At 66.5% G+C, this 24,206-nt stretch carries 24 protein-coding genes; 9 read left to right on the top strand and 15 right to left on the bottom strand.

Features of this window, described 5'->3' with window-relative positions:
- Window positions 1-3: 3 nt before the first annotated feature.
- Entirely contained in the window at window positions 4-936 is a 933-nt protein-coding gene (locus G9Q37_RS00675) for an electron transfer flavoprotein subunit alpha/FixB family protein (protein WP_166223086.1), read from the top strand.
- 48 nt (window positions 937-984) lie between these two features.
- Window positions 985-1,992, top strand: coding sequence for a quinone oxidoreductase family protein (locus G9Q37_RS00670; protein WP_166223083.1), 1,008 nt, complete (start codon window positions 985-987; stop codon window positions 1,990-1,992).
- Between the two features lies 1 nt (window position 1,993).
- On the opposite strand, the gene G9Q37_RS00665 is transcribed toward G9Q37_RS00670, so the two are convergent.
- From G9Q37_RS00665 to G9Q37_RS00640, 6 genes are read right to left on the bottom strand one after another with little or no spacing between them, the layout of a single operon-like run.
- Window positions 1,994-3,022 (bottom strand): ABC transporter ATP-binding protein, encoded by a 1,029-nt coding sequence (locus G9Q37_RS00665; RefSeq protein ID WP_166223080.1) that lies wholly within the window; start codon window positions 3,020-3,022, stop codon window positions 1,994-1,996.
- On the bottom strand, window positions 3,019-3,987 hold the full coding sequence (locus G9Q37_RS00660) for an ABC transporter ATP-binding protein (protein ID WP_166223077.1): 969 nt from the start codon (window positions 3,985-3,987) through the stop codon (window positions 3,019-3,021). Before G9Q37_RS00660 ends, G9Q37_RS00665 begins: the two co-directional genes overlap by 4 nt.
- A gap of 2 nt (window positions 3,988-3,989) precedes the next feature.
- Complete coding sequence (locus G9Q37_RS00655; RefSeq protein ID WP_166223074.1) at window positions 3,990-4,901, bottom strand: ABC transporter permease; 912 nt, start codon at window positions 4,899-4,901, stop codon at window positions 3,990-3,992.
- Entirely contained in the window at window positions 4,898-6,076 is a 1,179-nt protein-coding gene (locus G9Q37_RS00650; protein WP_166223071.1) for a M20 aminoacylase family protein, read from the bottom strand. Before G9Q37_RS00650 ends, G9Q37_RS00655 begins: the two co-directional genes overlap by 4 nt.
- A complete protein-coding gene (locus tag G9Q37_RS00645) occupies window positions 6,073-7,044 on the bottom strand; it encodes an ABC transporter permease (protein WP_166223068.1) in 972 nt (323 codons plus the stop codon). Before G9Q37_RS00645 ends, G9Q37_RS00650 begins: the two co-directional genes overlap by 4 nt.
- 4 nt (window positions 7,045-7,048) lie before the next feature.
- Window positions 7,049-8,623 (bottom strand): ABC transporter substrate-binding protein, encoded by a 1,575-nt coding sequence (locus G9Q37_RS00640; RefSeq protein WP_166223065.1) that lies wholly within the window; start codon window positions 8,621-8,623, stop codon window positions 7,049-7,051.
- A gap of 82 nt (window positions 8,624-8,705) precedes the next feature.
- Between G9Q37_RS00640 and G9Q37_RS00635 the strand changes: the two genes are divergently transcribed.
- Entirely contained in the window at window positions 8,706-9,353 is a 648-nt protein-coding gene (locus G9Q37_RS00635) for a TetR/AcrR family transcriptional regulator (RefSeq protein ID WP_166223063.1), read from the top strand.
- 17 nt (window positions 9,354-9,370) lie between these two features.
- On the opposite strand, the gene G9Q37_RS00630 is transcribed toward G9Q37_RS00635, so the two are convergent.
- Complete coding sequence (locus G9Q37_RS00630; protein WP_166223060.1) at window positions 9,371-10,405, bottom strand: GlxA family transcriptional regulator; 1,035 nt, start codon at window positions 10,403-10,405, stop codon at window positions 9,371-9,373.
- A 191-nt stretch (window positions 10,406-10,596) separates the two neighbouring features.
- Here G9Q37_RS00630 and G9Q37_RS00625 point away from each other — a divergent pair, with 191 nt between their 5' ends.
- Window positions 10,597-10,866 carry a hypothetical protein gene (locus tag G9Q37_RS00625; RefSeq protein WP_166223057.1) on the top strand — a complete coding sequence of 90 codons (270 nt, stop codon included), beginning with the start codon at window positions 10,597-10,599 and terminating at the stop codon, window positions 10,864-10,866.
- 96 nt (window positions 10,867-10,962) lie between these two features.
- Window positions 10,963-11,646: a hypothetical protein gene (locus G9Q37_RS00620; protein ID WP_166223054.1), complete on the top strand. Its 684-nt coding sequence runs from the start codon at window positions 10,963-10,965 to the stop codon at window positions 11,644-11,646.
- Here G9Q37_RS00620 and G9Q37_RS00615 read toward each other — a convergent pair.
- Entirely contained in the window at window positions 11,630-12,790 is a 1,161-nt protein-coding gene (locus G9Q37_RS00615) for an acyl-CoA dehydrogenase family protein (protein WP_166223051.1), read from the bottom strand. The two genes, G9Q37_RS00620 and G9Q37_RS00615, sit on opposite strands and share 17 nt — an antisense overlap.
- Before the next feature lie 98 nt (window positions 12,791-12,888).
- On the opposite strand from G9Q37_RS00615, the gene G9Q37_RS00610 reads away from it, so the two are divergent.
- On the top strand, window positions 12,889-13,785 hold the full coding sequence (locus G9Q37_RS00610) for a LysR family transcriptional regulator (protein WP_166223048.1): 897 nt from the start codon (window positions 12,889-12,891) through the stop codon (window positions 13,783-13,785).
- Window positions 13,786-14,367: 582 nt separating this feature from the next.
- Window positions 14,368-15,464, top strand: a protein-coding gene (locus G9Q37_RS00605) for an IS3 family transposase (RefSeq protein WP_240936465.1) whose coding sequence is annotated in 2 segments (ribosomal slippage) — window positions 14,368-14,620 and window positions 14,620-15,464 — 1,098 coding nt in all. Because the reading frame shifts where the segments join, the coding sequence is not laid out codon by codon here.
- Between the two features lie 142 nt (window positions 15,465-15,606).
- On the opposite strand, the gene G9Q37_RS00600 is transcribed toward G9Q37_RS00605, so the two are convergent.
- Complete coding sequence (locus tag G9Q37_RS00600) at window positions 15,607-16,362, bottom strand: DsbC family protein (protein WP_166223045.1); 756 nt, start codon at window positions 16,360-16,362, stop codon at window positions 15,607-15,609.
- Window positions 16,363-16,536: 174 nt separating this feature from the next.
- Here G9Q37_RS00600 and G9Q37_RS00595 point away from each other — a divergent pair, with 174 nt between their 5' ends.
- A complete protein-coding gene (locus G9Q37_RS00595) occupies window positions 16,537-17,976 on the top strand; it encodes an undecaprenyl-phosphate glucose phosphotransferase (protein ID WP_277345027.1) in 1,440 nt (479 codons plus the stop codon).
- Window positions 17,976-19,220, top strand: coding sequence for an XrtB/PEP-CTERM-associated polysaccharide biosynthesis outer membrane protein EpsL (gene epsL, locus G9Q37_RS00590; protein ID WP_166223042.1), 1,245 nt, complete (start codon window positions 17,976-17,978; stop codon window positions 19,218-19,220). The genes G9Q37_RS00595 and epsL overlap by 1 nt, the downstream gene beginning before the upstream one ends.
- On the opposite strand, the gene G9Q37_RS00585 is transcribed toward epsL, so the two are convergent.
- The 6 genes from G9Q37_RS00585 to G9Q37_RS00560 are packed head-to-tail and all read right to left on the bottom strand — an operon-like array spanning window position 19,194 to window position 24,204.
- A complete protein-coding gene (locus tag G9Q37_RS00585; protein ID WP_166223039.1) occupies window positions 19,194-20,066 on the bottom strand; it encodes a DUF3047 domain-containing protein in 873 nt (290 codons plus the stop codon). The two genes, epsL and G9Q37_RS00585, sit on opposite strands and share 27 nt — an antisense overlap.
- Entirely contained in the window at window positions 20,029-20,682 is a 654-nt protein-coding gene (locus tag G9Q37_RS00580) for a hypothetical protein (protein WP_166223036.1), read from the bottom strand. The genes G9Q37_RS00585 and G9Q37_RS00580 overlap by 38 nt, the downstream gene beginning before the upstream one ends.
- Window positions 20,682-21,524, bottom strand: a complete 843-nt coding sequence (locus G9Q37_RS00575) for an ankyrin repeat domain-containing protein (protein ID WP_166223033.1) — start codon at window positions 21,522-21,524, stop codon at window positions 20,682-20,684. Before G9Q37_RS00575 ends, G9Q37_RS00580 begins: the two co-directional genes overlap by 1 nt.
- Window positions 21,511-23,079 carry a putative porin gene (locus tag G9Q37_RS00570; protein ID WP_166223030.1) on the bottom strand — a complete coding sequence of 523 codons (1,569 nt, stop codon included), beginning with the start codon at window positions 23,077-23,079 and terminating at the stop codon, window positions 21,511-21,513. The genes G9Q37_RS00575 and G9Q37_RS00570 overlap by 14 nt, the downstream gene beginning before the upstream one ends.
- A 33-nt stretch (window positions 23,080-23,112) precedes the next feature.
- Window positions 23,113-23,778 carry an energy transducer TonB family protein gene (locus tag G9Q37_RS00565; protein ID WP_166223027.1) on the bottom strand — a complete coding sequence of 222 codons (666 nt, stop codon included), beginning with the start codon at window positions 23,776-23,778 and terminating at the stop codon, window positions 23,113-23,115.
- 15 nt (window positions 23,779-23,793) lie between these two features.
- Window positions 23,794-24,204, bottom strand: a complete 411-nt coding sequence (locus G9Q37_RS00560; protein ID WP_166223024.1) for an ExbD/TolR family protein — start codon at window positions 24,202-24,204, stop codon at window positions 23,794-23,796.
- Between the last annotated feature and the right edge of the window lie 2 nt (window positions 24,205-24,206).

The following is a 24,206-nucleotide window of genomic DNA, read 5'->3' as shown; positions in this document are numbered from 1 at the left end:
GAAATGACTGCACTGGTTATTGCCGAACACGACAACGCCGCCATCAAGGGCGCCACCCTCAACACCGTGACCGCGGCCGCGCAATGCGGCGGCGAGGTGCACGTGCTGGTCGCGGGCCACAACGCCGCGGCGGCCGCCCAGGCGGCCAGCCAGATCGCCGGCGTGAGCAAGGTGATCCACGCCGACGCCGAGGGCTTCGCCCACGGCCTGGCCGAGAACGTGGCCGCGCAGGTCATCGCACTGGCCGCCAACTACAGCCACATCCTGTTCCCCGCCACCGCCTCGGGCAAGAACGTGGCCCCGCGCGTGGCCGCGCTGCTCGATGTGGCGCAGCTCAGCGACGTCACCAAGGTCGTGAGCGCCGACACCTTCGAGCGCCCGATCTACGCGGGCAACGCCATCGCCACCGTGCAGAGCGGCGACAAGGTCAAGGTCATCACCGTGCGCACCACCGGCTTCGACGCCGCCGCCGCCAGCGGTGGCAGCGCCGCCGTGGAGAGCGCCAGCGCCGTGGCCGATTCGGGCAAGAGCACCTTCGTGGGCAGCGAGATCGCCAAGAGCGACCGCCCCGAGCTCACCGCGGCCAAGATCATCGTCTCGGGCGGCCGCGCCCTGGGCAGCGCCGAGAAGTTCACCGAGGTCATCACGCCGCTGGCCGACAAGCTCGGCGCCGCCATCGGCGCCAGCCGCGCCGCGGTGGACGCGGGCTACGCGCCCAACGACCTGCAGGTCGGCCAGACCGGCAAGATCGTGGCGCCGCAGCTCTACATCGCCGCGGGCATCTCGGGCGCCATCCAGCACCTGGCCGGCATGAAGGACTCCAAGGTGATCGTCGCGATCAACAAGGACCCCGAAGCCCCGATCTTCAGCGTGGCCGACTACGGCCTGGAGGCCGACCTCTTCGAGGCCGTGCCCGAGATCACGCGGTCGGCATAAGCCCTGGCCAGAACACCACTTGCCCCCTATTGCCAACAGGAGACCCCCATGCGGGCCATTGCCCAGTTCGAATTCGGAAGCGCAGACGTGCTGCGCGTCTGCGATATGCCTATGCCCACACTGCGCCCTCACGACGTGCTGGTGCGTGTGGCCGCCACTTCGGTGAACCCCGCGGACTTGCGAGCACGTCGCCCGTCCAGTGCACGTTCGATTGCACGCGAATTTCCGTTGGTGCTGGGCTACGACTTTTCAGGCAGCATCGTGGAGCTCGGCAGCAAGGTCGCGGGATGGCAAGTCGGCGACGAGGTCATCGGTTGCCCCAGCCTGATGCGCCAAGGAGCCAATGCGGAATTCATTGCCGTCGATCACCGTGTCATCGCTCGAAAGCCGAAGGCCTTGACGCACGTCGAGGCCGCCAGCTTGCCACTGGTTGGCCTGACCGCCTGGGGAGCACTGGTGGATCGTGCCAACCTGAGGGAAGACCAGACCGTTCTGATTCACGGCGGCGCGGGTGGTGTGGGCCACGTGGCCGCACAGCTGGTCCAGCTGCTGAACGCACGCCCGGTGGTGACCTGCGGCTCATCGCAATCGCTGGCATTCTGCCGCGATCGCCTGGGTCTGAACACCTGCCTCGACTACCGCGCCGAGGACTATGCCGATCGTCTTCTGGAAAGCACGCAGGGACGTGGATTCGATGTGGCCCTGGAGACCGTGGGTGGCGACAACATGAACGTCACCATGTCCGCCATGGCACCGCTTTCGCAGGTGGTGTGCATCGTGCCTTCGGCCATCGACGGGCTGCGCAGCGGGGCCTTCATGAAAAGCATCACCGTTCACTACAACATGATGACCGCACCGCTCGAGTACGAGCGGCAACCGGAGAAGCTGGGCGAGAACCTGGCTACCCTCGCCTACCTCGTCGAACAAGGCCAGTTGCGTCCGGTCGTTGATCGTGTCTGGCCTGTGAGCGAGATGGCTGTAGCACATAAGGCGCTGGAGGCTGGCGGCGTTACCGGTAAGCTCGCCATCGACGTTGCCGACGGCTGGCTTAACTGATTCATCGTATCCGCCCTTCTGCTACCGCGTGGCACGCGATGCGGATGCCGCCCAGGGTCTGCAGCGCGGGGCGCTCGTTGCGGCAGCGCTCGTTGGCGTGCGGGCAGCGCGGGTTGAAGGCACAGCCACTGGGCGGGTTCAGCGGGTTGGGCACCTCGCCCTGCACCGGTGTGCGCGCGCGGCCCGTGTCGTGCATCTTGGGGATCGCGTCGAGCAGCATGCGCGTGTAGGGGTGGCGCGGCTGCTCGAACAGCGTGTGCTTGGGCGCCAGTTCCACCAGGCGGCCCAGGTACATCACACCCACCTGGTCACTCACGTGGCGCACCACGGCCAGGTTGTGGCTGATGAACAGGTAGGTCAGGCCGCGCTCGCGCTGCAGGTCCTTCATGATGTTGAGCACCTGCGCCTGCACCGACACGTCGAGTGCGCTGGTGGGCTCGTCGCAGACCAGGAAGTCGGGCTGCGTGGCCAGGGCGCGCGCGATCGAGATGCGCTGGCGCTGGCCGCCGCTGAACTGGTGCGGGTACTTCACGCGGTCGAGCGGGCTCAGGCCCACCGACTGCAGCAGGCCGTCCACGCGCTCGCGCAGCTTCACCGGGTCGGACTCGATCTGGTGCTCGCGCAGCGGCTCGGCAATGATGTCTTCGACCCGCCAGCGCGGGTTCAGGCTCGCGTACGGGTCCTGGAAGATCATCTGGATGCGCCGGCGCAGCACGCGGCCTTCGGGCGTCTTGAACGCGGCGTGCGCGTCCTGGCGGTCGAACTCGAAGCCGCCGCGCGTGGGCTCGTACAGGCCCACGAGCAGCCGCGCCACGGTGCTCTTGCCGCAGCCCGACTCGCCCACCAGCGCCAGCGTCTGGCCGCGCGGGATGTCGAAGCTCACGCCGTCGACGGCGCGCAGCAGCTGGCGCGGCTTGCGCTCGATCACGCGGTTGAGCCAGGGCGGCGAGACGTCGAAGGTCTTGGCCAGGTCGGTGGCGCGCACCAGCGGGGTGTCGTCGTTCACGGTGGCGTTCACGGTGGCGTTCATGCAGCGGCTCCGCTCGAGAGCCAGCAGGCGGCGCGCGTGGCGCCCGCGTCCATGAGCTCGGGCCGCTCGGCGTGGCAGCGATCGAACACGCGCTCGCAGCGCGGGTTGTAGGCGCAGCCCTTGGGGATGGCGTTCAGGCGCGGCATGGCGCCGTCGATCTGGTGCAGCCGCTCGCGGTCTTCGGTCATGTCGGGGATGCAGGCCATCAGGCCGCGGGTGTAGGGGTGGGCCGGGTGGTTGATCACCTCGTGCACCGGGCCGATCTCGGCGATGCGGCCCGCGTACATCACGGCCACGCGGTCACAGGTCTCGGCGATCACGCCCATGTCGTGCGTGATCAGCATGACGGCCGCGCCGCGCTGTTTGCAGATGGTCTTGAGCAGCGTGATGATCTGCGCCTGGATGGACACGTCGAGCGCGGTGGTGGGCTCGTCGGCCACGATCAACTGCGGCTCGGCCGCGAGCGCCAGCGCGATCACCACGCGCTGGCGCATGCCGCCGGAGAACTGGTGCGGGAAGTGGTCGATGCGCTGCTCGGCCGCGGGGATGCCGGTGTCCTTGAGCAGCTGGATGGCGCGCTCGCGCGCCTCGGCCTGGCTCACCGGCAGGTGCGTGGTGATGGTCTCGATGAGCTGGCGGCCCACCGAGTACAGCGGGTTCAGCGAGGTCAGCGGGTCCTGGAAGATGGCGCCGATCTTGCGCCCGCGGATGCGGCGCATCTGCTCGTGCGGCAGGTGGTCGATGCGCTGGCCTTCGAGCAGCACCTGGCCCGAGGCGATGCGCCCCGGCGGCTCGAGCAGGCCGATGATGGAGGCGCCCGTGAGCGACTTGCCAGCGCCCGATTCGCCGACCACGCCCAGGATCTCGCCGGGCGCGATGTCGAAGGAGATGTCGTCGAGCGCGCGCAGCGTGCCGCGGCGCGTGGGGAACTCGACGACGAGGTTCTTGACTTGCAGAAGACTCATGTTCAACGGAGCCGGGGGTTCAGGGCGTCGCGCAGCCAGTCGCCCAGCAGGTTCACGCTCAGGGCGATGAGGATGAGCATCAGGCCCGGGAAGATGGTGATCCACCACTCGCCCGAGAACAGGTAGTCGTTGCCCACGCGGATGAGCGTGCCCAGCGAGGGCGAGGTGGGCGGCGCGCCCACGCCCAGGAAGGACAGCGTGGCCTCGGTGATGATGGCCGTGGCGACCTGGATGGTGGCCAGCACCAGCACCGGGCCGAGCACGTTGGGCAGCACGTGGCGGCCCATGATGCGCAGCGGCGCCACGCCGGTCACGCGCGCGGCCTGCACGTATTCCTTGTTGCGCTCGACCAGCGTGGAGCCGCGCACCGTGCGCGCGTATTGCACCCAGCCGGTGAGCGTGATGGAGATGATGAGCACGCCGAAGGCGAGCGTCTCGTGCGCGTTGGGAAACAGCGCACGCCCCACACCGGCGATCAGCAGCGCGATCAGGATGGGCGGGAACGACAGCATCACGTCACACAGGCGCATGAGGAAGGCGTCGATCCAGCCGCCCAGGAAACCCGCGAGCAGGCCCAGCGTGACGCCGATGAGCACCGACAGCACCACCGAGGCCAGGCCCACGGCCAGCGAGATGCGCGCGCCGTACATGAGCGCGGACAGGATGTCGCGGCCCTGGTCGTCGGTGCCGAGCGCGAACTGCGGGTTGCCGCCCTCCTGCCACATGGGGGGCAGGCGCGCGTTCATCAGGTCGAGCGTGGCAAGGTCGAAGGGGTTGTGCGGCGCCACCCAATGGGCAAACACCGCGCAGAAGATGCAGATGGCCGCGATCACCGCGGCCACGATGGCCGTCGGCGAGGTGCGGAAGCTGTAGCCGACATCGCTGTCCCACCACTGGTGCCAATGAAGCCTCATAGCGGCATCGCCTCCTCGACCAGGGCCGAGAAAAGGGCACTGCCCACCGGTATCGTCGTGTCGTTGAAGTCATACATGGGGTGGTGCAGGAAGCGCCCCTCCTGCATGCCTTGGCCGAGGCGGAAGTAAGCCCCAGGCCGTTGTTGGAGCATGAAAGCAAAGTCCTCGGATCCCATGCTGGGCTCCATCTGGGCGTCTACCTTGTCGTGCCCGAGCAAACGCTGGGCCACCGAAGCCAGCAGGCGGGCTTCACCAGGGGTGTTGATCGTCGGCGGGTAAAGCTCGTCGTAGCGCAGTTCGGCATGCGCACCGTGGGCGGCGGCCACAGCGGAGACCACCTCGTGCAAGCGTCGACGGACCACGTCCTGCACTTGTGGCTTGAACCACTTCACCATGCCATCGAGGGTGGCGCCGTCTGGAATCACCGACAGCGCATCGGGCGAGCCGGCCTGGATCGACTGAAAACTGACCACGGCCGAGTCGGCCGGGTTGACGCTTCGGCTGACGATCGTGTGCACGGTCGACACGATCTGCGAAGCCACCAGGATCGGGTCGATCGCCTGGTGCGGATGCGCACCATGACCGCCCTTGCCTTGCACACGGATGTGGATCCTGTCGATCGCAGCCATCATCGGTCCCTCGTTCAGTCCCACGTGGCCTGCGGGCAAGGAAGGCCAGTTGTGCAATGCAAACACGCGCTGTGCTGGAAACCGTTCGAAGAGCCCCTCTTGGATCATCTCGCGGGCGCCCGCATGACCTTCTTCACCCGGCTGGAAGAACAGATAGACCGTTCCATTGAATCGCCGGGTCTGACTGAGGTAACGTGCAGTACCGAGCAGGATGGCGCAATGGCCGTCATGGCCGCAGCCATGCATACGGCCGGGCACACATGACTTGTAAGGCGCCTGGCCCAGTTCAATGATGGGCAATGCATCCATGTCGGCACGCAGCCCAACCGATGCACCGCTGGTGGTGGATCGCCCCTCGATCACGCCCACCACGCCCGTGCGACCAATGCCGGTGTGGGTCGGTATGCCCAATGCGTTCAGATAGGCCGCGATCCTCGCGGCGGTTCTGTGTTCCTCGAACCCCAGTTCCGGGTTCTTGTGGAAGTCTTGGCGGATGGCAACCAGCTCATCCTGGTAGGCACTGATGCTTTCAATGAGGTTGGTCATGTGGCGCTCACTCTCAGGCGGGGATCGACGGCCAGGTAAGCGAGATCTACGAAGAGATTGATCGCCACATAGACCAGGGATACGAAACACAGGTAGGCCGCAAGCACCGGTATGTCGGCAAAGGCCAGCGATTCGACAAACAACATGCCCACCCCAGGCCACTGAAACACGGTCTCCGTAACAAGAGCGAAGGCGATGATGGTGCCCAACTGGAGCCCTGCGACGGTGATCACGGGGATCAGCGCGTTGCGCAATGCGTGTCGGTAGCGGATGCGCGATTCAGGGATGCCGCGTGCACGCGCAAACTTGATGTAGTCGGACTTCAGGACCTCCATCATTTCCGTGCGGGACAGGCGAACGATCAGCGCGAGTTGAAAGAGGCACAGGGTGATGACCGGCATCACAAGGTGCGCCCATCCGCTCCCCGTCATGAGGCCGGTGGTCCACGGGCCGATGGCGGTGGTCACGCCCCGTCCATACGATGGCAGCCAGTGCAACTGGACCGAGAAGACAACGATGAGGAGGATGCCGATCAAGAACGACGGCAAAGTGGCGCCTGCAAGGGAAACCAGCATGGCGAGTCGCGCCCGCAACGCATTCGGCCGGATCGCCGCCATTACACCCATCACCACGCCCACCACGACGGCCACGAGCCCCGCGACCAAGGACAACTCCAGGGTCGCTGGAAGGCGCTCCATGAACATCTCGGCCACGGGTCGACCTTGCCGCAGTGACTGTCCGAGATCGCCGCTGACCAAGTGCCCGACGTAGCGGGCGAACTGCGTCGCCACGGAATCGTCCAGTCCGAGTTCGGCACGCACGCGCGAGCGGTCGGCTTCGCTCGCTTCGTTGCCCAACATCTGGTTCACGGGATCGCCGACGAACTGGAACAGTGTGAAAGCGATGACGGTGACGACGAGCATCACGCCGACGCTTGCGAGCAATCGCTGCAGAAGAAATCCGAGCATGGACCTACTTCACCGAGATGTGGTTGAGGTTGACCCGGTTGTCGATCTGCAGCACGGCGTCGACCGACTTCTTCATACCCCAGGCCAGACCTTGCTGGTAGAGCGGGATGTGACCCACGTCCTGCTTGTGCAGGCTGAGCGCCTGGGTCACGAGTTCGGTGCGCCGCCGCGGATCCATTTCGCTGAGCACTCGCTGGATGAGCGCATCGACCTGCGGGTTGCTGTACCGGCCCACGTTCCACTGGCCGGAGCCACCCTGGCGGCTGGCCATGATCACCTCCAGGGTGTTGTAAGCATCGAGGTTGCTCGGCGTGTAGCCGAAGAAGTTGAAGCTGCTGTCGCCAGAACCGATCTTCTGGAAGAAGCGCGCCGCGGGCAGCGGATTGACGGCGACCTTGACGCCTATGCGCGCCAGCATGGACGCCACGGCGATGCATACCTGTTCGTCGTTCACGTAACGATCGTTCGGGCAGTCGAGCGTGACTTCGAATCCGCTGCCATAGCCCGCTTGCGCCATCAGCCGCGACGCCGCCTCGGGATCGAAAGGAAACTGGCGCTGGCTGGCCGCGGGATCGACCGAGTTGACGCCCGTGGCCACCAGGATGCCCGTGGTCTTCACGCTGTTGCGCATGATCCGTGTGCGAATGGCTTCGATATCAATGGCCTGATACAACGCCTGCCGAACACGTTGGTCTTTGAAGGGGTTCTTCCCTTTGACGTTCGCGTACTTGAGTTCGTCGCTGCCCTGGTCCAAGGACAGGAACATCACACGGATTTCTGGGCCTTGCATGACCTTCACACGATCGCTCGTGTCCAGCCGGGGCACATCCTGGAGCGGGATGGGATAGGCAAAGTCGACCTCGCCCGACAACAGCGCGGCGACCCGTGTGGCGTCGGAGCTGATCTTCACGAGCTCCGCTCGCTGGATGTTGGTGGTGTGCTTGCCCCACCACTGCTCATTGCGGACCAACACCGTTCGAACGTCCGGTTCGCGGCTCTCCAACTTGAACGGGCCGGTGCCGTTGGCTTGGCGGGTGGCTGCGTTCTCCTGCTTCATACGCATGTTGGCGGGCGTGGTCGCGTTGTTGCGCTCACTCCACCCCTTGGACATCACACGCAGCTCCGGCAACGACTGGAGCAGCGCGGCATTGGGGAAGGCCGTCTCGATGACCACCGTGCTGGCATCTCGGGCTTTGGCCGACACGATCGATGCGGCAAACACCTTCATGTCAGAGTCCTTGTGCATCGCGCGCTCGATCGAAAACGCCACGTCTTCCGCCGTCAGCGGCGAACCATCGTGAAAGCGCACGCCCTGGCGGAGGTGAAAGACCCAACTTGTGGGGGTGGGCTGCTCCCACCGCACCGCCAGACCCGGCTCGATGCGCATGTCCTTGTCGCGTCGCACCAGGCCTTCATAGATGTGGTTGAGGAGCGTCAAGGTCATGCCGTGGTTGAAGGCATGCGGATCGAGGGTGGTCGCGTCGTCCTGCGATGCCCACTTGAACGAGGCAGCCTGGGCGACGCTCAGCGTCAACGCAGCCATGGCCAGCAACAGACCACGAAGAAGGCGGGAACTCATGAAACACCTCCAAAATACGGCACGTGCCGTTTCGTAAAATATAAAACGGTACGCACCGTACCTTATATAAGGGGAAACCCCTATGACCCGCTCCCACCCGGCTGAAGCTGCCGACCGCGCTGGACGCGGCCGCCCGCGCAATCCCCAGACCCATGAGGCCATCCTCACCGCGGCGAGGGACTTGCTTCGCTCCGCGGGCTATGCGCATTTCTCCATCGAGCGGGTGGCGAGCAACGCGGGTGTGTCCAAGGCCTCGATCTACCGGCGCTGGCCCACCAAGGGCGCGTTGCTGCTGGACCTCTACATGGCTGGCATTCCAGGTGACGTCATCACGCCCGACGCCCCAAACCTGCGCGAAGAACTGCACCGCTACCTGATGGCCACGATCCGCCGCGTGAACGATGACAGTTGGCGCGAAATCCTGCGTTCGCTCGTGGCCGAGGCGCAATACGACACGACCACCTCCGATCTCATCAAACACAAGGTGATCATTCCGCGGCGAGAAGCTGGCCTGCGGCTTTTGCTGAGCGCGCAGAGACGCCGAGAGATCGCACCCGACTGCGACCATGAACTGGTGCTCGATATGCTGTTCGGACCGCTGTGGTACCGACTGCTGTTCGATCACGCGCCCATCGATGAAGACTTCGCGGCCAGGCTGCTGAGTCTCGTGCTGAGTACCCTGAACACGGGGACTTCAAGAGCCGACGCGACGGAACCAACCAGCCACTGAAGCCGCACCGTTGTTCCTCAAGCGCTCAGCGCGCGCAAACGACTGCCCAACGCGAAAAATCGATTCCGGTACTGAACCGCGCTCAGGCTGACCTTGCGCTTGAACAAGCGGCTGAAGAAACCCACGTCCTGGTAGCCCACTTCGCGCGCAATGGCCTCGACAGAGAGGGTGGTTGATTCCAACATCTGTTTGGCTTCCTCAAGCCGCAGCATGTGCACGTAATCAAGGGGGCTCATGCCGGTTGCAGCGTAGAAACGCCGCTGAAAGGTCCGCTGGCTCAAACCAGAGAGGCTGCTCATCTTGGCGACCGGTGCAGCGCTTCTGTAGTGGTGGGCGGCCCATGCCTGGCAACGTTCGATCAGCGGATCGCTGGTGGCTGAACGCAGCAATGATGCGTAGGCCAGCGGGCTGGTCTCGTCCAGATTGAACAGGTTGATGCGCGCCACGCGCATGGCGTCTTCGGCAGACACGTGGCGTGCGACCAGCGCAAGCGCGAGCATGTGCCAGGAACTCCCGCTGCCCGCCATCAGTATCCGGCCCTGAGGACCGGTCACCACCAGGCCTCTGTCGGCGTTCCAGCGTGTGCGCGGGTATTGACGTGCCAGATGATCGCAATACGCCCAGTGCGACGTGGCATCGAATCCATCCAGTAGGTCGGTCGCCGCCAGCAACAAGGCCCCCGAGCAAGCGGACGCAAGCGTTGCGCCGCGCTGCCAGGCCTGGCGAAGCCAGGCGATCTCGCTCGCATACCGCGCCCGCACATCGAACTCCGGTGGAAGCATCACGTCGGTGACGCAGATCACGTCGGGCACAGGATGATCGGCCAAGCCCGCATCGGGTGTCACCAGAACGCCGTTGCCGACACGCAAAGGCACGCCATCGCGACTGACCACCAACGGCCTGAAAGGCGAAGTCATCGCCGGGCCTCGGTGCACCATTTGCCAGTCGCGGTGCACCCCCGCCAGAACGTCGTGAATGCCGTAAAGGGTGGCGGCACCCACCTCGGGGATGGCCAGCAGTGCCACCGTGATCTTGCGTTGCGAAGGCTTCATGTCCGATTCGCCCTGTCTCTGACGCAAATGCCCCGAAACGCCAAAGCACCACCCAACAAAATCGCCTCGCGTCTGGGAACCGCTTCTCGCGCACATGCGCCGCATGCCCCCGGCGTGTCCCGCTTCCTCGACGGCGCGGGGCCAACCGTCCACACATCGTGGACATCTCCATCCCTCACTACCAACATCCCATGAAAGCTTCCCATCTCTTCACCGCCGCGGCGGCGCTCGTGCTTGCTACGTCTGCGCAGGCTGCATTGACCTACAACGCCCTCACCTACAACGGTCTCAACTTCAACGGGCTTCACATGAACGGCATCACGGGCAACGGATTCCGCATCAACGGTTTTCGACTCAACAGTCTTCGCCCTGCCGACAAGCAGCCTGAGCGCACGCCATCGCAGACCCAAGGCGAAGCGTCGTCACTGGAGTCGCTCGCTTCGCGCCCGCTGCTGAATTGATCGCGGCCCAGCGTTGCCAGCGCCCGTCCGATTTCGAACACCGCAAGGCCTGAGGTGCGAATGCGCATTCGATCCCGTCTGTGCCAGGCGCTGGCAATGACCACCCTGGTCGCCAGTGCGCAAACAAAGGCGCCCTCGCCATTCAAGGCGGAGGCGCCTGTGATGCCTTCGTCGCTGTCGTTTCGAACGGGCGATTCCTTCGAACGGGCGTTTGCCCGATACCTGATTTCGTGTGCGCTTGGCCCGGACACGCGTGTCGTGGTACCGCCGTCGCGGCCCGGTGAGGCGACCGACGTGTTCCCAGGCGAAATGGGCCTCGCGAACGAGTGGGCCCACCAGGCGCTGCAGCCTGAAGCGCAGCGACTCGTCTCTGCCTGCCTGCTGGCCAGAACGAACCATTTCGGTGTGCCTGTTCTCCTGTCATTGCGCCAGCCCCAGGCAGCGCCGGGAACCTCATTGCACGCCGACGAGCGGGAGCGCGCGTCCTTTTCGCGGTTGGAAGGCAAGTTCTTCGGCAACCTGTTCACGACACCTCCACGCGCTTACTACTGCCGGGGCGACGACCGACCAGACCGGTGGGTCTGGCTGACCGGATTGAAGCGCGTCTGCACACCGGCTTTGTTGCCAGGCGAGTCCAGCCTGTGCGGCCTCCAGGATGTTGGACTCTGCTCTGGCGCTTCCCTCGTTCAAGAAGGCATTGATTACGGCCCCTCGGCCATCGACGTCTATTTACCTGACCGCCCCTCAGACAGTCCGCAGGAGATCAGGCCGTCTTCATGAGCTGCTTGCCGATCACGAGTTGCTGGATCTGGGTCGTGCCCTCGTACAGCCGAAGCAACCGGACATCGCGATAGAAGCGTTCGACCTTGTAATCGTTGATGTACCCCGCCCCACCGTGGATCTGCACACCACGGTCCGCCACCCGCCCAACCATCTCGGTGCTGAACAACTTGGCACAGGAAGCCTGCATGCTCACCTGCGGGTCGGTGACGCCAGCAGGCTTGGCGTCGTAGTCTTGAGCGACGCTGCGCACCAGGGACCAGGCCGCCAGCAACTCGGCCTGGCTGTCGGCCAGCATGGCCTGTACGAGCTGAAAGTCTCCGATGCGCTGGCCGAACTGCTTGCGCTGCTGTGCATAGGCGACGCTCTCCCTCAGGATGCGATGCGCCATGCCACAGGCGAGCGCCGAAATGTGCAAACGGCCCCGGTCGAGCACTTTCATCGCGGTCTTGAAACCCTTGCCGGGTTCACCGCCGATGATGTTGGCAGCCGGCACCCGCACCGCGTCCAGGTTCACGTCACAGGTCTTGGTACCGCGTTGACCCATCTTTTTGTCGGCCTTGCCCAGGGACAACCCCGGCGCATCGGCTGGCACGATGAAGGCCGTGATGCCACCGGCCCCGGGCCCTTCGGTGCGGGCCATGAGGGTGAATGCGCCCGCTCTCGGCGCGTTGGTGATGTAGCGCTTGGCGCCCGTGAGCACATAGTCGTCGCCATCGCGCACACCGCGGGTCTTGAGCGAGGCGGGATCTGACCCGGCATCGGGCTCGGTTAAGGCAAAGGAAACGATCAACTCGCCACTGGCAATGCGCGGCAGGTACTCGGTCTTCTGAGCCTCCGTGCCATCCATCAGGATGCCTTGTGAGCCAATGCCGATGTTGGTGCCCACGACCGAGCGAAAGGCCAATGCCGTCTGCCCCAGCTCGTAAGCCACTTCACATTCCTGCGCCATGCTCAAACCGATGCCGCCATAAGCCTCGGGAATCGAGATCCCGAAAAGCCCCAGCTCTCGCATGTCGCTCACGATGTCTTCCGGAACCTCGTCGTACTCTTCGACATGGTCTTCTGCAGGCATCAGCCGCTCACGCACAAAGCGCTGAACGCTGTCTCTCAACAAATGAAAGGTGTCTTGGTCAAGGGGCATGGGATCTCCAACGGATTGCCGGCATTGTTGAAGCATCGACCGAGTTTGACAATTACAAAGAAAATGCAAGCAACGTCAAATTTTTTCGACGCCCAAACATGGACTCCAACGCCCTTGCCTTGTTCGTGGACATCGTGGAAGCCGGCAACTTGAGCGAGGCTGCCCGGCAGCTGAAGATGAGCCGGGCGAACATCAGCTACCACCTGAGCCAACTGGAAAAGTCTTTGGGCCTGCAGCTGATGCGCCGCACCTCCCGGCGTGTGGACCTCACCGAAGCGGGACAGCGTCTTTACCGGCATGGCAAGGTCATCCGGGAAGAGGTGATGGCGGCACGCGAGTCGGTTGCCATGCTGGGCAAGGGACTGCATGGCCAAGTGCGATTGAGCCTGCCCACGGGCTTCGGCCACATGGTGATGTCCGACTGGCTGATCGACTTCAAGCGCCAATACCCTGACATCGCACTGAACGTGCTGTTCGACAACCGTGTTGACGATCTGCTTCGCGAAGAGGTCGATGTGGCCGTGCGAGTGATGTCCGAGCCGCCTCAACAGATGGTCGCGACGGAACTCGCCAGCGTGCGTTACGTGGTATGCGCCAGCGCGGACCACGCGAAACGCAACCCCATGCCTGATCGGCTGGATGCGCTCGCGCGGTGCCCGTTGATCACCTCAGCGGTCAGTGGCCGCGAACTGCGCGTGTCGGCCTATCGCCGCAACGAACGCCAGGAGTTGACGCTACGCCCCACACTTGCGTCCGAGAACTTCCAGTTCCTGCGCGAGGCCATCCTGGCGGGGTTGGGCGTGGGTCTTGTACCCGACTACGTGGTCAAGCCCGACCTGGCTTCGGGCCGCGTGGTCACGGCCCTCGATACCTGGAGGCTGAGTATTTTCGGCACGCGCATGTATCTGCTTCGAATGCCCGACCGCTACCAGACGGTGGCTACGCGCACGCTTATCGACTTTGTGGTGCGGAAGGCTCGTCATTGGGCACGCTGATTTGGCAAGTGACTGTGTCGCCCCCCAGTATCGGATGCAGCGGGCCGGGCCACCGTCGATTTCGCAGGCACCACGACGAGATGGAATCTAGAACCGATACACACGGCCAACGGACCCGCTTGCAAACTCCCACCGCGATACCTCCTTTCTAAAACGCGCGTGCGCGCGCCTTTTTTTTATAGGCCGGCGAAAAGCGAGGGCTCAATTGCTCCTACAGCGAAATTCTCGAGGCATCACAACCAACAGATCTAGTGCGCGTGTGCCCCTGAGACGGGTTCAGCGCGGCCTACCCCCACCGCCAGCGAGTCTGGAGCCCCTGCAGTGCAGGGGCTTTTTTGTTGGGTGAATGCGAGGCGTGGCGCGAGGTTGCGGGGGGCTGGGAGATTTCTCTCGGCTCTCAAAAGTACCGGGAGCGGATATCTTGAGGTGGCTGTGGGAGGTTTTCTCTCAAACCCGGGATTTGGCCGATCCCGATAGAGCCGGATCGTCACGTCGACCACCGATGTGGTCAATCACTAGTGAAGCTCTCTCGAAAACCTGAACCACCCGGAGGTAGAGAATCCCCCCAAGCGGAGTCTCTACATGAAGAAGTCCAGATTCAGTGAAGCGCAGATAGTCGGCCTCCTCAAGGAGGTCGAGATGGGTGCGAAGGTCGGCGAGACGTGCAGGAAGCACGGCGTGAGCGAGCCGACGTACTACAAGTGGAAGAGCCAGTTCTCGGGCATGACGGTTTCGCACCTGTCGCAGCTGCGCCAGCTGCAGGACGAGAACGCCAAGCTCAAACGCATGTACGCAGACCTGGCGCTCATGCACCACGCACTCAAGGATGTCGTCGACCGAAAGCTCTGACCCCGGAGCGTCGCGAGATGGTCGTGCAGGCCCTCGTGGCCGAGCATGGCATGAGCGAGCGACGGGCCTGCCAGGCCAGCGGCATTGCCCGCTCCACGCTGCGTTACCGGCCCGTCGCACGCGACGACTCCGGGGGCATCACCTTCATCCAGGCCCACATGGCACTGAACCCGCGCCACGGCTTCGGGCTGCTGTACGACAGCGCCCACCATCAGGGCAAGCCCTGGGGCAGGACGGTGCTCTGGCGCGTGTACTGCGAACTGCGGCTGAACCTGCCCCGGCGCGGCAAGAAGCGGCTGCCCGCGCGCATCAAACAGCCCCTGCACGCCGCCGGCCAGCCCAATCAGGGCTGGAGCTGCGACTTCATGGCAGATGCGCTGTGGTCGGGGCGGCGCTTCAGGACCTTCAACGTCATCGACGAGTTCAACCGTGAAGGCCTGCGCATCGAGGTCGACACCAGCCTGCCGGCTGCGCGCGTCATCCGGGCCTTGAATGAACTGGTGGAGGTGCGCGGTGCGCCGCTGTCGATTCGCCTGGACAACGGCCCCGAGTTCATCGCGCACGCCCTGGCCCAGTGGGCTCAGAACAAGGGCATCGCCTTGCAGCACATCCAACCCGGAAAGCCCACGCAAAACGCCTATGTCGAACGATTCAACAAGACCTACCGCACCGAGGTGCTCGACTGCTACGTGTTCAACAGCTTGCAGGAAGTGCGCGACATGACGGCCGACTGGCTGCACCGCTACAACCACCACCGACCCCATGAAGCTCTCGGCCGAATCCCACCGGTCGAGTACCGTGTCAAACTGTTCCCCAACCTCTACTTCTGACAGGCTCAGGAAATCGAGGGGACCACAACGTGCACATAGCGGTGCTGTGTTGAGCGCGCCAATGGAACAGCAAAACCGAAGATAAGCGCCCTTTGGGCGGTCGGTGGCGTGAACTCTCTTTGTGGAATTACAAGCAAGGGAATCAACCCACGCTCGCGAGAGCAGACTCGATGGCATCCAACCCGACAACACCGTCAAATCGACGTCCAGTTGCGGTAAAGATGGTGGGCGTCCCTCGCACACGAAATCGCTCGGCCAATGCCATATTGCGATCAAGTGCGCCAAATTCACAAGCCGCTGCTCCGGCGACGGGTTTGCCAGCCATGGCTTCGTTCCAGCTTTGCACACGCGACCCCGAGCACCAGATGCGCTCATTCAGTGCTCGCGACTCTGGCCCGAGAAACGACACGGGGAAGGTATGCACCGTGAGGTCACGCATGCCGTCCAGCAACGTGTGCAATTGCCTGCAGAACCCGCAGCGGGGATCTTCGAATGTCACCAGAACACGGCCTTCACTGGGCTTGCCCCGCACATAGGTGATCGCATCCGCGAGGTTGAGGTCCTTGAGACTCAGCACGGGTGTGGTGGCGCGCAGATATGCCGCCTCGCGCTCGGCCGTCAGCGAACGACGCTGAGCGATTTCAACAATCTGCCCCTGGATCAGGTGCTCGCCGCTGTCGTCGATATAGAGCACCTTGCCACGCACGATGACCTCGTGCAGTCCGGGAAGTGGACCGGCCTGAATGGCCTCGACCTTTGCGCCCGTGAGGGCCTCCACGATCGCCGACAGCGCCGCCGCGCTGCGCGGCCCCGGTGCCTGGGCCCAGACCGGGCCCGCGGCCACCAAGCCGGCCCAGACCGAGATGTGCTTCAAACCGTCGCGTCGCTGCCTGTCCATGGTGCTTCCTGCCGGGTGGGTGGGGGGATACGCGCACTGTGGCAGCGCTCCATGACGCTTCGGGGTCGGGCGCGGCCGAATGGTCCGAACGGACCATGCGGGCCCTGGCCGGGGCCTGGTGGGGCGGCGCGCATCGAAGCTGTCACAAAGGCCTCGCACACTCGTGGCAATTAAGTGTCTCAACGGCCACCCGTGCTCGACGCCACCACCCCCGGTCAACACCCCCCGACGCGCAGTGCCAGCGCGGGCGGTGCCACCTCGCGTGGCAGCCTGCTCAACGTGCTCGAGGTGTCGACCAGCCCCGTGCTCGGCGTGACCGTGCTCTGGAGCCTGGCCAGCCTGCTCGACGGCGGCATCCACCCCGAATACCTGCTGCTCGCCGTGGTCGTGTTCGCCATGACGTTCCCCGGGCCTTCGCGGCTGAACGGCACGGTCCGCATGCTGCTGCTCGACGTGGCGCTGAGCTGGGCCACCACCTTCGGCCTGCTGCTGGCCGCGGGCTGGACGACGGGCTACGTCAAGCTGTTCCCGCACGAGGTCATCGGCGGCTGGATGGCGCTGGTACCCACGCTGGACACCGCGGCCTGGCTCGCGCTGCGCGCGGCCGCCCCAGCCCTGGTGCGGTGGCAGGGCCCGCCGGTGCGCGCGCTGGTGGCCGGCATGAACGCCCAGGGCCTGCAGCTCGCGCACAACCTGCAGGACGCGCGCTTGCACAACTTCCACGTGGTCGGCTTCGTAGACGACCGCTCGCGCGAGCGCCTGCCCGCCGAGCCACGCTTTGCGCTGCTGGGCCGCTTCGACAGCCTCGCCGACGTTATCCGCCAGCAGGGCATCGACCACGTCTACATCTCTTTGCCCATGGCCTCGCAGCCGCGCATCCTCAAGCTGCTCGACGATCTCAAGGACACCACGGCCTCGATCTATTTCGTGCCCGACCTGTTCGTGACCGACCTGATCCAGAGCAAGCCCACCGTGCTGTGCGGTGTGCCCGTGATCTCCGTGTGCGACACGCCGTTCCAGGGCATGAACGGCCTGCTCAAGCGCGGCAGCGACATCCTGCTGTCGTTGTGCATCCTGCTGGTGCTGTCGCCGCTGCTGCTCGCGCTGGCGATCGCCGTCAAGCTCAGCTCGCCCGGGCCCGTCATCTTCAAGCAGCGCCGCTATGGCCAGTCGGGCGAAGAGATCCTGGTCTACAAGTTCCGTTCGATGACGGTGATCGAAGACGGCGCCCAGATCACCCAGGCGCGCCGCAACGACCAGCGCATCACGCCTTTGGGCGCGGTGCTGCGCCGCACCTCGCTCGACGAACTGCCGCAGTTCTTCAACGTGCTGCAGGGGCGCATGAGCATCGTGGGCCCACGGCCGCACGCGGTGGCGCACAACGAGCTCTACCGCAAGCTCATCAAGGGTTACATGGTGCGGCACAAGGTCAAGCCCGGCATCACGGGCTGGGCCCAGGTCAATGGCTACCGCGGCGAGACCGACACCCTCGACAAGATGGAAGGCCGCATCGCGCACGACCTCGACTACCTGCGCAACTGGTCGCTCAAGCTCGACCTGCTCATCATCCTCAAGACCATCCGCCTGGTCTTCAAGGACCAGCAGGCCTATTGATGCAAGCCGGCCGCCGCGCGGTGCGCCGCCTGCGCACCCTCCCTGCGCCGGCCTTGGCGCTGCCCCTGGGGTTGGCCCTGGGGTTGGCCGGCCCACCGCTGTGCGCGCAGCCGCAGGACGGGCTGAGCCTGAGCGCGGGCTACCGCATCCAGCACGACGACAACCTGTTTCGCCTGCCCGACGGCGCCGACCCGCAGCGCGTGCTTGGCCGCGCCGATGCCGGCGAGACCGTGCGACTGCGCTCCGTGGGTCTGCGCTACGCGCACGACTTCGGCCTGCAGCGGCTTGAAGCCGACCTGGGCCTGGTGGACTACGCCTACGACCGCTATCCGCAGCTCGATCTGCTCGCGCGCAACCACGACCTGCGCTGGCGCTGGGCCGTCACGCCCTGGATCACGGGCACGCTGCGCTCTCAGCGCGACGAAAGCGTCAACAGCTTCGCCGACGCCAGCGTGCTCACGCAAGGTAACCGGCGCCTGCGCCGCGACGACAGCGCCGACCTGCGCTGGCAGGTCGATGCGCGCTGGAGCCTGCTGGCCGATGTGCGCGACACGAGCAACGTCAACCAGCAGCCGCTGCTCGGCGAGGCCAGCGAACGCCTGCGCTCGGGCGCAATCGGCCTGCGCCACGACACCGCGCGCGGCAGCAGCGCGGTACTGCGCCTGCGCAGCGGTCGCGGCGAAACCCTTGACCCGTTGCGTACGCCCGACCCGCTGCGCGACAACGGCTTCTCGCAGGACGAGTGGCTGCTCGACCTCGCCTGGCCCGCCACCGGCCAGCTCAGCGTGGACGCCGGCCTCGCGCGGGTGCAGCGGCGCCACCAGCGGCTTGCGCTGCGCGACTACGACGCCACCAACACGCGCCTGAACTTGAACTGGACGCCCACCGCCAAGACGCTGCTGCGCTGGAGCGCCAGCGAAGACACCGACAGCTATCAGACCGCGCAATCGAGCATCGCGCGCACGCAGCGCTGGTCGCTGCTGGCCAACTGGTCGATCACGCCGCGCCTCGCGCTCACGCTGCAGACCGGCGAGGAGCGCCGCCGTGCCCTGCAACCGCCGCCGGGCCAGGCCCCCGACCCCCGGCGCGACCGCACGCGCGACCAGTCTCTGGGCCTGCGCTGGTCGGTGCAGGACAACGCCAGCCTGGACCTGCGCTGGCAGCGCGTGCGCCGGTTCAGCACCGACCCCGGCGCCACCTTCGACAGCCGCGCGCTATCACTCGGTTTGAACGCGAGCTTCTGAGCCCGGGACGGCTCGGCCAAGCGCCTTCACGGCCAGCGGACCGAACCAGGCCTGCACGGTTTCGCCGGTGTTGTTCGAGTCGCTCATCAGACCCAGGCCCGTGACCCGACCAGGCGCTTCGCCGAAAGCCAGCCGGTAATCGGCCTCGACATCGCGCTCGATGTCGCTCCAGCGACCCAGCCCCTCGGCGCCTGACTGCACCACCAACATGCGGATGCGCTCGGTGTGGGGATTGGCGATCACAGTGCCCACCGGGTAGCGGTGATCCCACACGTACATGAGCGTGGCCTGTGGCAGCGGCTCGCCCGTGACCAGTTGCACGATTTCGGACAGCAGATGATCGCGCGCACGGAATGCCGAACGATCGCCATCGAAGGTCAGGATCACACGGACCACCGCGTCGTCAATGTCGGCGTCGCGCAGGTCGGCGCTGTCGTTGAGCCGAGGCACAAACCAGGAGAAGCGCAGCCGCAGCATGGGCTCGACCGCGCGCGCCAGCGGCAGGCGCAGCGTGCTGTTGCCGGCCTCACTGCGGGCGCGCAAGGCGGCGCGACCTTGGTGGTGTCCGGGCTCGTAGTCGGTGGGCCGCTGCTGGCCGTAGCGCTGATGGCGCCACCCCGGCGTGTCGCCAAGGTCGGCCAAGTCAGAGGCCTGCACCCAGTCCGATTGCGCCAGCGGCGCCGGCGTCTCGGCGTGGTGCGTTTCGTGGGGCGTGGCCGAACAGGCCGCCAGCGCCGATACCATTGCGGCGAGCAGCGCACTGCCCCCGAGCAGGCGGCGCGAGAAAGAGCGCGGCCGCGCTCGGCCCTCAGGGCTGAGCGGGCAAGGCAACAGGCTTGTGCTCATCGAGCTGGTCGCGGTAGGTCTGCAAGGTGTTCTCCAGGCCCACGCGGCGCAGGCCGGTGAAGGCCTCCAGGCTCAGCGCGGGCTTGTCGGCGTGGTACTGGCGGCAGTCTTCGATGAGCGCGCGGCCCGTCGTGTACAGGCCCTGGCTGCGGCGCGTGCAGGCGGCCAGTTCCTGGCTCAGCGTGGCCTGGCGGCCATCAAGCGCGCGGCCGCGCTCGGTGGCCGCCGCCAGCTCCTTGTCCAGGCGGCTCGCGCGCGCCTGCGCTTGCGCCAGCTGCGCTTCGAGCGCGGCCTTGTCGCGGGCCAGCGCATCGCGCTCCTCGCGCGCCGCGGCGAGATCGCGCGCCAGGCGCTGGCCGCGCGCTGCCTCGCTGCGCGCCTGCTGCTGCGCCGCCTGGGCCGCGCCGTCGAGCCGGGCACGCGCCGCTTCGGCGGCCGCGAGCTGCTGCTGCAGCGCGCCCAGTTCCTGCGTCGCGCGCTGGGCCTGCTGCTGGGCGCGGCGCAGGGCCTCGCGCTCGCGCTGGCTGCGCTTGTCGTCCTGCGCCGACACGCCCACGCACAGGGCCAACAGCACCACGCCGAGAACGGCGCGCACGCCGGTGTTGTGCCAGACCATCAGAAATCCTCCGTTCGGTAGGGCCCGCTCGCGCGCAGGCTTTGCTGGCGCAGCCCGTCGCGCGCGCCGGCCGCTTGCAGGCGCAGGGCGAGGTCGGGGCGCTGCAGTTGTTCGGCCCAGTACAGGGGCGACAGTCCGCTGCTGTCGGCGCGGTTGGGGTCGGCCCCGCGCGCGAGCAGGGCATCGAGCAGCGCGGGCTGGTCGCTGTTGATCGCGATGAGCAGCAGGCTGTCGCCCGAACGGTCACGCGCCTCGGGGTTGGCGCCGGCCGCGAGCAGCGCCTGCGCCACGCCCCCCAGGCCGAGGCGCGCCGCCAGCACCAGCGGCGTGGGCTCGCTGGGCGGCGCGGCGTCGGGTTCGGCGCCGGCCTTGAGCAGCAGGCGCACCATCTGCAGGTGGCCGCGCACCACCGCGGCCGACAAGGGCGTGGCGCCCGCGTGGGGCCGCCCTTCGGGTTCGGCGCCCGCACGCAGCAGCACGCGCGCGGTTTCGAGGTCGCCCGCGCGCGCCGCCAGCAGCAGCGGCGTGCGCCCGAGTGCGTCGGTGGCGTTCACCAGCGCGCCTTCCTTGAGGGCTTCGCGCACGGCAGCCGCGTCGCCCTCGGCGGCCGCGTTCAGCAGGCGCTGGTCCAGCGGCGTGGCCAGGCGCGGGGGCTGCTCGCGCGCGGCGCGCGCGGCCTCGGCCGTGGCCTGCGGGCTGGTGAACCAGCGTTGCTGGTCCTCGGGTGTGGACGCGCCCTGCTCCAGGCGCTCGCGGAGGGCCAGCGCCTGCTCGCCGTGCGAGGCACAGCCGCCCAGCAGCGCGCACACCAGCAGCGCCGTCACGCCGTCAGAAGCGCGCATGGAAGTTGACCTGCAGGCTGTTGATCGAAAGCGGCAGGCCCGAGATCTCGCGGCTGGACAGCCAGCGCGCGCTGAGCCAGGTGTTGCGGCTCAGGCCGTACTGGGCGCCGACGATAAAGCCCTTGTTGTTGGTGCCGCCGAGGTGGAAGTCCGAATCGGTGAAGGCGTCGAGCACGGCGTCGGCCTCGAGGTAGCGGTAAGCCAGCGAGAGCTGCCAGTCGCCCTTGAGCAGCATGTTGGGCATGCCGATGGCCGCGCGCAGCATGTAGCCCTGGTCCTCGGGCGCCAGGTTCAGGCCGGTGCGCGCCAGCGTGCGCGCCTGGCTGTAGCCGATGTTCTTCACGTAGTCGGCACCGAGGATCAGGTGCACCGGGTTGAACAGCGTGTAGTCAACCGCCGTCGTGAGGTTGAGCACGCGGTAATCGGCCGCGAGCCCGAAGGGCCCGCTGAAGTTGGTCGGATTCGACAGGTTGAACAGCGTGTTGCCCTTCTGGCGAAACGCGGGCTGCGTGCCGTTCTGCGTGACGCTGTTGAAGTCGTTGCGCACGCCGCTGACGTTGCGGAAGTCGTACAGCGCCAGGCCGACCTTGGCGCGGAACTCGTTGCTGGGCACCCATTCCACGCCGCCTTGCGCGGCGAGCAGCGAGCGGCTGCGCGCGGCATTGCTCGCCGAGCGCTCGCTGTCTTGCAGCGGGAACCAGCCCACGGTGGCGAAGGGGCGCCATTCGCGCGTGCTCGCGGCGGGGTCTTCGTACTGCAGCGCGATGCCGTCGAACGCGAGGTCGTCGTCCCACATCAGGTCGGTGCTGAAGAAGGGATTGGGGATGCGTCCCGCGGTCGTGGTGAGCCAGGGCAGCACGTCCTGCGAGCGCGCGCGCAGGTAGGCCCGGTCGAGCGCGAAGTTGTACTTGCTGCCGTAGTTGCCCAGGGTCTGGTTGGTCGACACCGGGTCGCTGCTGCTGCCGGTGGTCAGGCGCAGCGCGGCGGTCACGTCCTGCGTGACGCGCGCGGTCAGGCCCAGGCGGGCACGCAGGCGCTCGCGGTCGCGGTCGATCAGGGTGTTGTTGATGTTCTGGCCCGCGATCTGCTGGAACACCTCGGGCGCGTTGGTCTTGTCGAACATGTCGCGCTGGTAGCCCACGCGGATCTCGCCGTCGAAGCGGAAGCGGTCGACCCACTCGGGCACCGCGTTCACGTCGCCCCAGCGCTCGGCCTTGGCCTGGGCCACCACCTCTTCGCGCACCTCGTTGGCGATCTGCTGCCGCACCGAGGCCGGCACATACTGGATGCGCACCGTGTTCTGCTCGGCCTTCTGCTGCTCGGCCACGGTGGCGCGCGCCCGCGCCTCGGCCTGCGCCACCAGGGCGCGCGCCTTGTCGGCCGGCAGCACGCCCTGCTGCACCAGGGCTTCGATGAGCTGCAGCGTGGTCTGGCGCAGGGTTTCGAGGCTTTCGCGCTCGCTGCCCGCGGTCTGCGCCTGCGCGGCGCCGGCGATGAGCAGGGCCGCGGCCAGGACGCCGGGGCGCAGGGCAAAGGCAAAGGGCTGCTGGTTCATGGGCGTTCTCGTCTGGGATCGGATGAAAGGGTTTCAGGAGCGGGCGGACACCCGCAGCCGGATCGGTTGGGGCATGTCGGCCGGTGCGCCCTCGCGCACCGGGGCCAGGTTGCGCAGGGCCAGCCGCAAGGCCTCGTCGAGCTCGGGCTGGGCGGCCGCGCCCACCAGCTCCACGCGCGTGACCGCGCCGCTGGCGCTCACCCACACGTTGACCACGCGCTGGTAGTCCTGCGCCTTGCGCAGCTTCTCGTCGCGCAGGATCGCCTCGGTGATGCGCTCGCGCACGAGCGCGCCGTACCAGGCGAAGCGGTCACCGCCACCGCCGCCGCCCACGGGGCCGATGCTGGCGCGGCCGTCACCGGGCGGCAGCCCGAAGGCATCGCCGCTGCCGTTGCCCGGCAGCGACGAGGTGGGCCCGGGCGGCTGCGCGTCGGGCGCCGGCGTGGGCGCGGGCGAGGCCGCGGGCTTGGGCACGTCGATCTTTTCCTGCTGCTGCGGCGGCGGGGGCGGCGGCGGTGTCTTGGGCGGAGGCGGCGGCGGGGGCGGCTTCACGAGCTCGATCTCCTGCACCGCGCGCTTGCGCGGGCCCTCGGCCGGCTTGGAGAACAGCTGGTAGAGCCAGACCACGAGCGCGATCGCCAGCGCTGCCAGCAGCGCGACGAGCACCAGACGGGCGTACCGCTTGGGGGCTTCGGACATGAGGCACCCGCACGTTCAGCGCGCAGGGCGCTGCGTCACCAGGCCGATCTGGTTGAGCTCGATGCGCCCGAGCAGGTCCAGCACCTCGACCACCTTCTCGTACTGCACCGCCGAATCGCCCTTGACGATCACCGGGAACTCGGGCGTGTTGGCCTTGAACTGCAGCAGCCGCGCCTCGAGGTCGGCCAAGGTGGCCATGGGGTAGGCGTCGAGGTAGAGCGCGCCGGTGTTGGTGATGGTGATGGCACGCGTGGACGGCTTGGCCAGGCTGGGCGTGTTGCTCGCGCGCGGCAGGTTCACCTGGATGCCCTGCACCGAGGCCGTGGTCATCAGGATGAAGATGACCAGCAGCACGTACGACAGGTCCAGCATGGGGGTGATGTTGATGTCGTCGTAGACGGCACCGTCTTCCTGGGCCTTGGCCATCT

Origin of the sequence: Hydrogenophaga crocea, assembly GCF_011388215.1 — a bacterium.
Taxonomy (GTDB): Bacteria; Pseudomonadota; Gammaproteobacteria; order Burkholderiales; family Burkholderiaceae_C; genus Hydrogenophaga; species Hydrogenophaga crocea.
The sequence above is the reverse complement of the archived record's forward strand: the minus strand, read 5'-3'. Positions and strand labels throughout refer to the sequence as shown.